Genomic DNA, 14,047 nt, shown 5'->3' with positions numbered 1-14,047 from the left:
ACTTATCTAAAAAAGTAGGGATATTTTAGGATAAATCATTGAATGAGAGCGAAAAGTATTAAAATTGATTTTGCTCAAATCAATTCAATTTCTAATAATGAACGATTAGCATTTAATTACTTCCATTTCAATATTTTGAAAACTATCTGGTGGTAATTATCTCTTTCATAGAGGATCCCCAGATGGTTTTCATCTAGTTTTACCAAATCCGAATAGGCTGTCCAAGGTAATTTTTCGGAGTCTCCGGTATAGTCAACTGGTAGAATATGATCCCAGGTTTTTCCTTCGTCATAGGAGATTTTTACGGTTAGATAATTCCGTTCCTCTGTATCAGCGGCATTGGAATGTGCAAGGACAGTTTTTCCCTTTTCTACTCCAATATCCAAAATTGAGGCTTGACAAACCGGATCAGGAAGTTCATCCTCAAAATAGGTTTCATCCCAAGTTTCCCCACCATCTGAAGAAAATGCCAGGATTCTGCTCTTTCGATCACCTTTCTGGTTTCTGATACTCATGATCATGTTCCCATTGCTCAATTCAGCAGCGATGGACTCATTGGATCCGGGAATCTCTATGGATTCGGATAAACCAAAGGTCTTACCGTGGTCATCCGTGAAAAAACCATGTGCCTGGTATTCTGCGAAATGATCCTGTGGGTCTCCTTTGGAATGGTTTGCAGCAACAAAAATCCTTCCTTGATGCGGTCCATTTTTGAATTGAAAGGCATGACCGGGGGTATTGGCATAGTGCCTCCAATCTTCTGAATTTGTATAGTCAGGATTGAAATCAGGATTATTTGGTTTGTGGACCTGCTGTGTGATATTGATAGGTTCTTCCCAAGTTCTACCCAGATCAAATGACTTGAGCATCCATACCTCACGAACCCCCTTGTTCATCCTGACATCGTATTCATGATTGTTTCCGGTATTGTAAAAAAGGTAAACGACTCCATTTGGATATTGAGGATCAAAGAGGTCTACCACCGGTGCAGGATTGCCAGCTTGGAGCTTGTCATAGTCAACTAAAGTCTGAATCGGGGACCAAGTAAAACCACCGTCCAGACTGCGTTTCATGACCAAATTGACATCGCCGTAATCATCTGATCCATTGACTCTTCCTTCGGCAAATGCCAATAGATCTCCGGTTGGTAAACTGATGATTGCGGGGATTCTATAGATTGCATGACCTTCTTGGCCAGCTTCAAAGACTATAGTTTCTTGAGCAAAAAGTAAAAAACTTGAAAATAATAAAAGACAAAATAAAACAGGCTTCTTCACGATTCTAGGGTATTTTGGGATAATTTATTTCCCAAAATAATCAAATGAATCGGTTGAAAAAGCCTGTTCTTTAATTTATTGGTTTTCGAAATACCTCTTCAAAGTATATTCCGGTTGCCAGCCATCAGGTTTTCTTTTCAGCGTATCAGGGTCATAAGCCATGGGCTTGATCACATCTGCCGTCAATGCGACAGTGTCTTTGAAGCTTTTTTGCCATTTTTCCATCAGCTGAAACATCTCAGATTTTTTGTTTTGGTATTCAGGAAGTTCGGCCAGATTATGGATTTCCAGAGGATCTTGTTTTAAATCAAATAGTTGTGTATAATCTCTCTCAGGATAACGAATCAACTTATATCTTTTGTTTCTGACAGCTCTGACTGTATTTCTGTAGGAGGTAAAAAGCGCATCTCTTACACCATCTATTTCACCTTGGATCACCGGAACCAAACTTTTTCCATCCACATCCTGAGGCTTGGGAAGTCCCGCAAGATCTGCCAAAGTAGGATAGAGGTCATGGATATAAGCAAAAGCGTCCAATTCTTGATCCTGAGGAACTCCTGGACCCTTGATGATCATAGGCACTTTTGAGCTATGCTCATACAAGCTTTGCTTACCCAATAGACCATGGCTACCTACTGCCAATCCATTATCCGCTGCGTAAACGATGATCGTATTGTCATACTGTCCAGTTTCTCTCAATGTATTCAAGATCTTAGCGATTTGGGTATCCAAGTGAGAAATCAACGCATAATAATCTGAAAGGATCATTTGGATCACTTCAGGTCTTCTGGGCCAGCCAGTCAGGTTTTCATCCCTTACTGTTAGTTGATCAAACTCAAATGGATGGTAAGGAAGGTAATTCCCCGGCAAAGGTAAGGAGCCGTCGGGGTAATGGTTGATATAATTCGCTTCTGGTGAATAGGGGTCATGAGGAACCGTAAAAGCAACATATGCAAAGAATGGCTGATCCGTTTTTCTTGCTCCGTGATCTTTAATGAAATTGATAGCTGCTTGGGCAAATTGCTCAGTAGAATATCCTTTTCGAGTAGGCTCTCCCAATTTTCCGTCAGGACCATAATCTCTTAAAGGAAGGTCATAGTGATTGGCCATGCCTCCCAAGTACACATTGTTTGCCTCTTGGAAGCTGGCTTCAAACATTTCTTTCTCATTATGCCATTTACCGGTTCCAAATGTCCTGTATCCTGCTTCTGCAAATTGCATGGTCATCGTATGCTGTCCCTTCAATTTGTCAAATACCTTGTAAAGGTTTTTACCGCTGAACAGCATAGCACGGCTTGCCATACAGATTGCTCCATGATTTCCTCCCATGACATAGGCGTTGGTAAAGCGACTGCCTTCTCTTGCAAGTTGGTCGATCGTAGGAGTTTGGATATAGGGATTGCCATAAATTCCGATCGCATCGGATCTCTGATCATCCGCAAATAGGAACAGAACGTTTGGTTTTTTCTTTTCCACAGGTTTGGTGTCTGTCAAAAGAAGGTTTATAGCAATAAATAGAGATTGAATTAAGAGATTCATTTTGAGAGGTAATCTTTATTGGTCTGAAAGCTTCAAGCCATACAGCTCGCAAGCCCTTTTTTGTTCTTTTTTGCCTTCCTCAGTAAGGTAAGGTTCGATAATTGAATAGATGGAATTGATCATTTCTCCTTTCTCAATGAATTTATAAGTTGCCATGACTTCACGTTGAGAAAGCCAGAAAGTGATGATCATACGGATCGTGTGCTCCAATCTCTCGATTGCTGTATTCTCCATTGGGACCATATAGCCATCTGTGATAAACTCCTTGAATAACTCGACGGTTGTTTGTCTTCTTTTGACAAAGGTTTCTTGAATGGTTTCAAATATGGTTGGGAAGGTCCTTGATACTTCCAGTACATCCAAGTTGAAAAACCTGTATTTATGTTGAAATTCTTCCAGATGAAGTAATAGGATGTGGAAGTGCTCCATTGAGCTAGTTCCAACTTTTCTTCCCCCGTAGGAGTCTGACATTTCCTTTCGCATTTTCTTATAAATTGCCTGGATGATGTCCTCTTTGGTTTTATAGTGGTAATCTAAATTCCCGTGACTGATCCCCATTTCGCTTGCAATGTGCCTGCTGGTTACATTTTGTACTCCCATTTCATTGTAGAGTTTGATGGCTTCGATCAGGATTCTGTCTTTGGTTTTGATTTTTTTGATTTCGGTCATTTGTAAGGTTTAGGTGGTGATCTGGTTTATTATTATTTAATTGATATAGTGGGTAAAATATCTATTTCTACTTTAATGTGTCAAAATAACGCTATTTGGAATCATTCCCAATTCAGTACAGCTGATCAAAGTAACAATGGGTATGAATTTTATTGGCTAAGCCTGATTTGACTAGGTTTTAAAATAAAAAAGGGGGTTAACAACCCCCTCCTTTGATAATTTTCATAACCAATCACTCTACGTTTAACTATGAGAAAGTTTCCTAGTTAAAAAGGTGGCTTAAAGATATATAAAATAGGTCTCATGCACTAGATTTGGTAAAAAATTTTATTTAAGCGGTCGAAAGTTTGTTGAAAAATTATCAAATCTAACCTTCATGTTTTAATTCGGTCTCTTGCCTTTTGGTTTACTTGCTTTTTTCAAATTGGATTACTTGACCGGGCTTGGTTAAGATTTTATAAATGAAGTACCCATCCTTAGCAGGTAATGGAGCTTCATTTTTTGAATGGTTTAGGAATTCACCTGGATCAATAGGTTGGAGAAAGATGTTATCACCTTCTTCGAGGAATTCAATAATCCCATTGAAATTTAATGGAGTCTTAGATCTGATAGGTAAAATCCCACCATTCATAGAGATAATTGTTCCTTGTTTGAGGACATTTGATTTCCATTGCAAACTAACTTCAAAACCTCCTCTTGCTTTCAACCCAGAGATTTTTCCAAATTTCCAATCCGTAGGTAGTGCTGGTAATATTTCAATTGCGCCATCGTGACTTTGGATCAGCATTTCAGCTATACCGGCGGTTGCTCCAAAATTCCCGTCTATTTGGAATGGTGGATGGGCATCGAATAAATTGGTATAGCTTCCGCTTTTTTGTGTCCCCTCGGACTCAACTAGTCTAAGTAAGTTGGTTAAAAGAGCTAATGCTTTATCCCCATTTTTAAGCCGAGCCCAAACATTGACTTTCCATCCCATGGACCAGCCTGTGGCCTCGTCACCCCTTCGGATCATTGATTTTTCAACAGACTTTACCAATTCAGGACTGAAAGTATCGGTGATTTGATTACCTGGATGAAAACCATACAAATGAGAAATGTGTCTGTGTGCAGGTTCTTTTTCTTCAAAATCAAATTGCCACTCCTGCAGCTGACCATATTTTCCAATCTGAAAGGGAAGAAGCATTGGAAGCTTTTCCTTGATTTCAGAAGTAAAACTATTTTGGACTCCCAAGAGCTCTGAGGCTTCCAAAAATCTGGTAAATGACTCTCTAATCAAGGCCATATCCATCGTGGGGCCAGGGCTTTGTGTGGAGGCTAGATTGTCATCATATAGAAATTGATTTTCTGGACTATGTCCGACTGGTGTTACCCAGTAGCCATTTTCATTCTGTATCATCCAATCATTGTAAAACTGGACAGATCCTTCCAAAAGTGGGTAAATCTCGTGTTGTAGGAAATCTTCATCTCCTGAGAAAAGATATCTTTCCCACATATGGCTCATCAGCCAGCCTGATACCATGGGCCAAAATGAACAAGCGCATAAATCCACTGGCTCCGCCTGTCTCCAGATCGACATGTTGTGATTTCCTGTCCAACCAGGACTTCCAAACATGTTTTGGGCAGTTTTTTCACCATTGACTGCCAATTCTTTGATCGCTTGAAATAAGGGTTCATGGCATTCTGAAAGATTGGTCAATTCCGCAGGCCAATAATTCATCTCCAAATTGATATTCATGGTATAGGCACTGGCCCAAGGCGGGATCACTTCCGCATTCCAGATTCCCTGAAGGTTCAACGGCTGGCCACCAGGTCTAGACCCCGAAATCATTAAATAGCGTCCAAATTGAAAATAGAGACTTACTAAAGATGGGTCTTTGCCATTTTCAAAAAATAAAAGTCGCTGGTCCGTTGGAAGGTCAGATTGCTTGGTCTTTTTGTCCAGTGAAAACTGAACTCGCTTATATAGATTCTGGTAATCTTCAATATGGGATTGATAAAGGTCCTCGTAGCTTTTGGATTTTATACTTTCCAAAATCTCCTTTGCTTTAGCTACTTCATCGATTCCTTCAAATGCTGGAGATTTATCAAATCCATTGTAACTGGTAGCAGAAGTAATCAGAAAAACGACCTCATCCGCGTCGGAGACTGAAATGGAAGTCTCATTAAATTTTACATTTCCGCCTTGATGTCGAGTCATTACCCTTGTGTCGAAAGCCATTCCCAAACCAAAAACATCTTCATCATAAAGGATATTTTGTGCATTTGGTTTTAAGGAACCATCCTTCTCAAATAATTCTGGGTATTTGTACTGATCACCAGCTGAGATCACCTGATCAAAGCTTCTTCTCAAAGCGATTCCAGGAGCTTTTCCCTGAAGAACCAATTGGGTTTTATCTTCAAAAACCTTCTCTGTCGGTTTGTGAGGAGTAGAGAGATGTAGGTTTAGGTTGATTTTGCCAGGTTGATCAGCTGAAATTTTTACTGCAATAAGGTGATCAGGATAGGAGGCGAAATATTCTCGTGTATAGGTCACACCATCTATTTGATAGTTGACATTTACCGTAGAGTTTTCCAGATCTAGACTTCTTTCATAGTTCTTGACCTCGCCTTGATGATCAAAATCCATCCAAATGTCACCCATAGGCTGAAAGCATTCCTGTGCTCTACCCAGCCAGTTTTTCTGAATGAATTCTTGAGCCTCCTTGTATTTGCCTTCATCCAGAAGTGCCTTGACTTCAGGGTAAGTTTTTCGAACTGAAATATTTTTGAATGTGTAGTCAGGGTCACCAGAATAGAGTGTTCCTTCATTCAGTTGGATTCTGTCCTGTTCGACTCCTCCGAATACCATTCCTCCCATGTAGCCGTTGCCAATTGGAATGGCTTCTGTCCAGGCTTTTGCAGGTTTTTCGTACCAGATTTTTTGATCGAGTTCTTCTTTTGAAAAAGTGATTGATTGATATCCTAGACTTTGTTGGCTAAAGCAAAAGAGTAAAAAACAGCCAAAAATATATTGTAAGAAGGAAGTAGGTGAAATAGGTTTCATTGGGTTGAATTTCGTTTCTCAACCCAATATATAAAACCCGGTTCGTTCTGAATAAATAAATAGAGCGAAAGCCCTATTTTATTTAGATGATTTTTTATGTCTTTTCAATTCAAGATTCCAAAAATGGGTGTAGTTCAATAACTCTAGCCAATTCGTCTTTCCCAGAAGCCGTCATCATGGGTTTTAGAATAGTGTAAATTGATTTAATCATGTCACCTCTATTTCTGTAATTATAAGTGGTCAACACTTCCCTTTGAGAAAGCCAAAATGAAACCATCATACGAATGGCATGTTCTACACGCGCTAGATCTTCGAGATCCATGGGATTTAAAAATCCTTCATCAATCAATTTTTTCAAATTGGCCAAAGAAGTCTTCTTTCTATCCTCAAGTGTTGATTGGATTATTTCATTGACTGATGGATAACATCTGGAAATTTCCAAAATGTCTAAGCTGATGAATTTGAACCGGTATTGAAACTCCTCCAAAAAGATCAATAGTCGGTGATAATGCTCCAATGAACTGTCCCCAGAGGTATTTTCAACATAGGAAGAATTCATTTCGGATCTCATTTCTTGATAAATGGCCAAAATCAATTCCTCTTTTGTCTTGTAGTGATAGTTGAGATTACCGTAGCTGATCCCAATTCCCAATGCTATATGTCTGCTCGTAATATTTTGGATTCCAAACTCATTAAATTGTTTGATTGCCTCTTCACGTATCTTTTCTTTCGTTTTAATCCCAGGTGATTTAGTCATTATCTAGAGTGTATTGGTATTTTTCAAATCGTGTATATACAAATATAATGCGGAGATTGAAAGATGAATGATGGCCTACACTCAAAATTTAGCCACGATAGGCAAGAAAGCTTAATTAACTAAGTGATTGATACTCTTAATTATATATTATTTAAAAAATAAGTAATTAGTTGTGTTCTTCTACCTTGAGAGGAATCTGCATATTAAATGAACTCCCGTCATTTTTGGGATTTACATTATCAATAGCGCCTGCAGAATAGAGAACTTGTGGAATTCCATCTTGAGAAAGTAAAAGTTGTGGTCTTTCCATCCGATCCATGGGCAGGATTTGACCATTTTTCAGTTGAACTTCCCGTTTCAAAAAAAGTGGGATATCTGATGGAGTCCACTCGATGCCATTCTTTGAATTCAATAGTGCCAAGGCTTTCTCTACTCCGCCAACTGCTCCGGTGAAATCCTTGACAATCGCAAAAAAGCTATCGTATTTGCTAGAGTACCAAACGTATGGATCTTCTGTGCTTGCCATACTTCCGTCGGGCATTTTTACATCGAAAATTGTTTCATCCCTTGGAGTAAAAGGGCCAAGCGGAGTGGGGCCGGTCGCCACACCATGAACCCCTTTCCAATAGGGTTCGTAGATGTTTCCTTTAAAGAAAAGCATGTATTCTTTGGTGTGAGGGTTATAGGTCACGGAAGGATTGACCACGATAAGATTGTCAGGTTTTGGTTTGGTTCCGTCTGGAGAAGGGAAGAGGACATTGGTAGACTTTACTCGAGTTCTTGGCGATAAAAGCGGATCATTGATTCTTTGAAAATTTCCAGCCAATAGGTCCTCGAAAGAATCAAATTCAAAGCCTCCTATTTGTTGAGACTGTTGTACTCGGGACCGCTTGTCCAACTCAGGTGCAGCTGCTTGTCCATGGTCTTTTCCTCCGATATAGTACAGGTAGTATTTTCCATTGAATTCCTTGAGATGAGGATTGTGGACCATTTGAGCATCCCAAGAACTGGTATCTCCGTCGTATCTTGTTCCTTTAAGAATGATCTTTTTGAATTCAAACTCTCGATCTGGAAAGTCTGAAACTGCATAGCCGATTTTTCCCTCCAAAACCCAGGAATTAGTGAATTTGTCAGTTCCGGGGCCGCTTTCCCATAATGCAAAAATCATGTGATATTTATTATCATTTCCTTTGACGACAGATCCGCCCCAGACGAAGTAGTCCTTTAGCTTCAAAATCGATGGTCCATCCAAAAATGAACTTTCATCTTCTTGTACTATTTCTGCCTGAATCGGAAGTGATTTGACTTGAAATTGAGCTCTGGCATAACCTGATATTAGGAAAAATGCCATTATAATTAAGCGTTGAATCATTTCAGGATTTTTGTAATCTATTCTAAAATCAATTGTAGGTTCTCCCCAAGTCATTTTGCCTTACTTCTTCGAGTTTGGCCTTCAAAATCTCCTTCATTTCATCCACAATAGGTTTGAAATGAGGGTTATCTACCAGATTGGTGTATTGTTTTGGATCTTGTTCCATGTCGAATAATTCCGTCCCGGCAGATCCATCTTCATTGTATTGGATATAAGCCCATCGATCCGTTCTTATCAAAAAGGTATTTCCGCCTTGAGTGACAGAGAATGCATAATTTCTGACTTCATGGTCTGGGTTTTCAAATACCGGAACCAAGCTTTTTCCCTGCAAGGTACTTTGCTCAGGAAGTCCGGCCATTTCCGCAAGGGTAGGATAAAGATCCAGAAGCTCCGCAAAAGAATTGCTTCTCACTGGGGCCAACCCTGGAGCTTTGACTATCAAAGGGACTTGGACAGATTCCTCATGCAAACTTACTTTCATCCAGAAATCATGTTCTCCCAAATGAAAGCCATGATCTGAGGTGAAGACAATAATGGTGTTGTCATCTAAACCTTCCTCATGAAGGGTTTGAAGGATCTTGCCAACCTGAGCATCCATGTAAGAGACAGAAGCATAATAGGCAGCAATCGCCTTTTGCTTGTGTACATAATTCATCTCCCCGTTCACGGTAGTCACATAGTTTATTCCTTTCTCTGGAATATCACTCCAATCATCTTTCACTACTGGAGGAGGGACGATTCCTTCCCAAGGGAAAGGGCTAAAGTAATTGGCAGGGGCAACAAATGGGACGTGAGGTCTCACCAATCCTATTGCTAGAAAAAATGGCTTTTCTTTATGCGCTTTGATCAGTTCTACGGCTTTTTTTGCTGTTTTTCCATCGGAATGGACCAAATCATCTCCATCAGCTTCTACAATGGTCATGACATTTCCGCCTTTTCTTTCGATGCTTCCATCTGGATTATTTTGTACCAGTTCAGCTTTACCTGGAGCGGTCCATTCCGGTCCCTGAGAATTGAATTTCTCTGTCCAGGATGCAGGATCATCTTGTCCATCCGAACCTTTCTCAATATCTCCTGGCACACCCATATGATATATTTTGCTCACTCGTGCGGTGTAATAGCCATTGTTTTTAAAATGCTGGGACATGGAAACTTTATCGGGACCCACATTTTCCCGACCACTAACATAGCCATAGGTTTCAGTGGCATTGGGATAATAGCCAAACATAAATGAAGCTCTGGACGGACCACAAACTGGATATTGAGTATAGGCTCTGTTGAAAACGACACCTTCGCTGGCTAGCTTGTCGATGTTAGGGGTGTGTGCCAGTTCATTGCCATAAGCACCCAAAGCGGTTGTCGTCAGATCATCTGAAATGATGAAAAGTACATTGGGCTTTTTTTCCTGAGCAAAGCTGTTGAATGAGAAAAGAACTAAAAAAAGAAAGGGAATCCGGTATTTCATTTATAGGGTATTTTATTCAGGGCTTTGTAAAGATCGAAGAAGGGATCTTTTAATATTTTCAAATCTATCAATTATAGGGCTTTTGGACTAAATAAAGCGAGAGAATTTTTTTACTTTGCTTATTCATTTCAACCAGAGCAACTGAAGGTACAAATACTTTGTCGCTTTCAATTTGCAATGGTCCTATAAATCAACCCGAAACCCTATGAACAAATCTATCCTGTTTGTAGCCTCTGTGATGATAACAGGGCTATTTTCTTGCCAGGAAAAGGTGGAAGAAAAAGAAAATTCCAGACCCAATATTGTTTTTATTATGTCTGATGACCACGCGTATCAGGCGATTTCTGCATACAGTGACAAACTGATCGAAACTCCCAATATTGATCGAATCGCAGAATTGGGGATGCTTTTCACCAATGCCTCTGTAACCAATTCCATTTGTGCCCCTTCTAGAGCGACTATTTTGACAGGAAAGCACTCTCACATTAATGGTAAAGTTGATAATCATTTTCCTTTTGATACGACGAATGTGACTTTTCCTCAATTGTTCCAAGATGCAGGCTATCAAACTGCTATGTTTGGAAAGCTTCACTTTGGAAACAATCCAAAAGGTTTTGATCAATTTAAAATCCTTCCGGGTCAGGGTAAATATTACAATCCGGATTTCATTACCAAAGACGAAGGAAATATTCAGGTTGAAGGTTATGTGACTGACATCATCACGGACATGACGTTGAATTGGCTGGAAAATGAAAGAAAGAAGGAAGATCCTTTTTTGCTTTTCTACCTGCATAAAGCTCCTCATAGAGAATGGCTTCCAGCAGGAAGACATGTGGCTGAGTTTACGCAGAGGACTTTTCCTGAGCCTCCTACTTTATTTGATGACTATTCCGGAAGAGGTCGTGCTGCACATGAAGCTGAGATGAATTTGCTGAAGGATATGCACTGGGGAGGAGATTCCAAGATTCCACCTGCAGTGATGGATGAATTGGGTATTGAGCCTACTTCTGGTTGGGATAAGGCTGCCTTCGAAGGGGAAGTTGGACGCATGAATCCAGAACAGAGAGCCGTTTGGGATGAATCCTACAATAAGATGATTGAAGAATTCAAGAAGGCATATCCCAACATGACCGAAGAGGACAAGATGAAATGGAGATACCAGCGCTATATGCAGGATTATTTGGGAACCATCAAAGCAGTTGATGAAAACGTTGGACGTGTTTTGGATTATTTGGAAGCGAACGACTTGATGGAAAATACGATCATTGTTTACACTTCCGACCAAGGATTTTACCTAGGAGAGCATGGCTGGTTTGACAAGCGATTTATTTACGATGAGTCATTCAAAACTCCATTACTAGTAGCCTGGCCTGGTAAAGTAAAAGCAGGGAGCAAAACAGATGAGATGGTTCAAAATCTGGATTTTGCTCAGACTTTCTTAGCAGCAGCAGGGATTGACGCTCCAAGCGATATGCAAGGAGAGAGCCTTCTTCCGCTATTGACAGGAGAGGGAGAATGGACTCGAGATGCAGTTTATTACCATTACTACGAGTATCCTTCTGTGCATATGGTAAAGCGACACTATGCGATTGTGACCAAGGAATACAAGTTGGTTCACTATTACTTTGATGCCGATGAGTGGGAGTTGATTGACCGAATCAACGATCCAATGGAGTTGAAAAATGTCTATGATGATCCTGCTTATGCGGAAGTTCAGGCAGAATTGCACAAAAAGCTGGATGGGTTGAGAGAAAAGTATGGAGACAACTCCGAGATCTCTCAAAAATACCTCAATGAATACCTGGATTATTTGCAGGAAAACAATTCCTACGCAGGAGGTAAAAACAAGGAATTATTGGATAAAATCTTTGAGGGCAGAGAGCTTTCCAATCAATAACATGCATTCATTTTTAAAAACTACTATGAATAAATACACATCTTTTTTGTTTGGGGGTCTGGCTTTGATTTCGGTCTTTTCCTGTGGACAAAAGGCTGAAGAAAAGGCCGAGGGAAGGCCCAATATCATCTTTATCATGTCTGATGATCATGCCTATCAGGCAATTTCAGCTTATGATAATACCTTGATAGAAACACCGAATATCGATCGGATTGCTGAAATGGGAATGTTATTTACCCAAGCCAGTGTAACCAATTCCATTTGCGCTCCCAGTCGTGCGACGATTTTGACAGGGAAGCATTCACACATGAATGGAAAAATCGATAATCTTTTTCCATTTGATACAACTAATGTGACATTCCCTCAGCTATTCCAAGATGCAGGGTATCAAACAGCCATGTTTGGAAAATTGCACTTTGGAAACAATCCAAAAGGATTTGATCAGTTTAAGATATTACCTGGTCAGGGATCTTATTATAATCCTGATTTCATTACCAAAAATGAAGGCGAAATCAAGGTGGAAGGGTATGTGACAGATATCATTACCGATATGACTCTTGATTGGTTGAGTAACGAAAGAAATCCAGAGGAGCCTTTTATGCTGATGTATTTGCATAAGGCACCTCACCGTGCTTGGTTAATGGCAGAGAGACATATGGATGAGTATACCAATAAGACATTTTCTCAGCCGGCGACGTTATTTGATGACTATTCCGGTAGGACCAAAGCAGCCGGTGAAGCGGAGATGAATATCTTCGATCATATGAGCTGGGGAGGTGATCATAAGATTTCTCCTGCGGTTATGGATGAAATTGGTCTACCAGAAATCGGAGGAGATAAAAGAAGGTATGAAAATTATACCGCTCGAATGAATCCAGAGCAAAAAGCCAATTTTGACAAGGCTTATAGCAAAATTGAAGAAGATCTAAAAAAAACGTATCCTTCCATGACTGATGAGGAAATCATGAGCTGGAAATACAATCGCTACATGCAGGATTACCTAGGGACGATCGCTTCGGTTGATGAGAATGTGGGACGTTTGTTGGATTATTTGGAAGCTAACGATATGATGGACAATACCATCATTGTCTACACTTCTGACCAGGGATTCTACTTGGGTGAGCATGGTTGGTTTGACAAGCGCTTTGTATATGATGAATCCTTCAAAACTCCTTTGTTGGTAGCTTGGCCAGGAAAAGTAAAGCCGGGAACCAGGTCTGATGCCTTGGTTCAAAATCTGGATTTTGCACAAACCTTCCTAGATGCGGCTGGGATCGAAGCTCCTTCGGATATGCAAGGGGAAAGCATGGTTCCACTTTTGACAGGTCATGAAGATCAATGGGATCGTGATGCTGTTTATTACCATTATTATGAATATCCTGCCGAGCACATGGTGAATAGACATTATGCGATAATCACACAGGACTATAAATTGATTCATTACTATTATGTGGAGGATGAATGGGAGTTAATCGACCGTAAAAAGGATCCATTGGAATTGAAAAACGTCTATGATGATCCTGCCTATGCAGAAATCAGAGCTGACCTTCATAAACATCTTGATGGGTTAAGAGAGAAATATCAGGATAGCCAGGAGTTAAGTGACAGTTTTATTCAAAGATATATGGAAAGAGGAGGAGATGATAGGGCCTTTGGTGTTCATAGACAGACCAAAGCGGAAATCTTTGAACGAAGAAGAAAAGTGGAGGAAGGTGTAAAATAGTCAGATCTTAGTTTTTGGAGGATAGACCATAAAAAACGCCACTTGGGCATAGGTGGCGTTTTTTTGTCATTGCGATCCTGCCTAGCGAAAGACAGGAAGGAACGACGAACCAATCTATTCCCCACAGATTAACTCAGAAATAAAGCACAGATTTTCACAGATCAATATCTTGGCAAAGATATATTTCCAGTGTATTTCGCGAAGCGTATTTCCTAAAAAAAAGACTGCCACGCTTCGTAAGCTCCGCTGGCAGTGACGATAAATCCCGTCATTGCGAACAAAGTGAAGCAATCTAGACTGCTTTG

Annotated in this window: 9 protein-coding genes; 2 read left to right on the top strand and 7 right to left on the bottom strand. The window is 40.2% G+C overall.

What is annotated here, in order from left to right:
• Positions 1 to 116: 116 nt before the first annotated feature.
• The 7 genes from O0V13_RS08140 to O0V13_RS08110 all read right to left on the bottom strand — a co-directional run bounded on the left by O0V13_RS08140 (position 117) and on the right by O0V13_RS08110 (position 10,122).
• A complete protein-coding gene (locus O0V13_RS08140; protein WP_268034480.1) occupies positions 117 to 1,277 on the bottom strand; it encodes a sialidase family protein in 1,161 nt (386 codons plus the stop codon).
• A 75-nt stretch (positions 1,278 to 1,352) separates the two neighbouring features.
• On the bottom strand, positions 1,353 to 2,816 hold the full coding sequence (locus O0V13_RS08135; protein ID WP_268034479.1) for a sulfatase-like hydrolase/transferase: 1,464 nt from the start codon (positions 2,814 to 2,816) through the stop codon (positions 1,353 to 1,355).
• A 15-nt stretch (positions 2,817 to 2,831) separates the two neighbouring features.
• Positions 2,832 to 3,485: a TetR/AcrR family transcriptional regulator gene (locus O0V13_RS08130; protein ID WP_268034478.1), complete on the bottom strand. Its 654-nt coding sequence runs from the start codon at positions 3,483 to 3,485 to the stop codon at positions 2,832 to 2,834.
• Positions 3,486 to 3,891: 406 nt separating this feature from the next.
• Positions 3,892 to 6,528, bottom strand: coding sequence for a glycoside hydrolase family 95 protein (locus O0V13_RS08125; RefSeq protein WP_268034477.1), 2,637 nt, complete (start codon positions 6,526 to 6,528; stop codon positions 3,892 to 3,894).
• A 109-nt stretch (positions 6,529 to 6,637) separates the two neighbouring features.
• Positions 6,638 to 7,285 carry a TetR/AcrR family transcriptional regulator gene (locus tag O0V13_RS08120; RefSeq protein WP_268034476.1) on the bottom strand — a complete coding sequence of 216 codons (648 nt, stop codon included), beginning with the start codon at positions 7,283 to 7,285 and terminating at the stop codon, positions 6,638 to 6,640.
• 166 nt (positions 7,286 to 7,451) lie between these two features.
• Positions 7,452 to 8,636, bottom strand: coding sequence for a glycoside hydrolase family protein (locus tag O0V13_RS08115; RefSeq protein ID WP_268034475.1), 1,185 nt, complete (start codon positions 8,634 to 8,636; stop codon positions 7,452 to 7,454).
• Between the two features lie 49 nt (positions 8,637 to 8,685).
• Positions 8,686 to 10,122 (bottom strand): sulfatase, encoded by a 1,437-nt coding sequence (locus O0V13_RS08110; RefSeq protein ID WP_268034474.1) that lies wholly within the window; start codon positions 10,120 to 10,122, stop codon positions 8,686 to 8,688.
• Positions 10,123 to 10,327: 205 nt separating this feature from the next.
• Between O0V13_RS08110 and O0V13_RS08105 the strand changes: the two genes are divergently transcribed.
• Both O0V13_RS08105 and O0V13_RS08100 read left to right on the top strand, forming a co-directional pair.
• Entirely contained in the window at positions 10,328 to 12,019 is a 1,692-nt protein-coding gene (locus O0V13_RS08105) for a sulfatase family protein (RefSeq protein ID WP_442780914.1), read from the top strand.
• Positions 12,020 to 12,044: 25 nt separating this feature from the next.
• Complete coding sequence (locus tag O0V13_RS08100; RefSeq protein WP_268034473.1) at positions 12,045 to 13,742, top strand: sulfatase family protein; 1,698 nt, start codon at positions 12,045 to 12,047, stop codon at positions 13,740 to 13,742.
• The last annotated feature ends 305 nt before the right edge of the window (positions 13,743 to 14,047 follow it).

It is taken from the genome of Algoriphagus sp. PAP.12 (assembly GCF_026652115.1).
Lineage (GTDB): Bacteria > Bacteroidota > Bacteroidia > Cytophagales > Cyclobacteriaceae > Algoriphagus.
The sequence above is the reverse complement of the archived record's forward strand: the minus strand, read 5'-3'. Positions and strand labels throughout refer to the sequence as shown.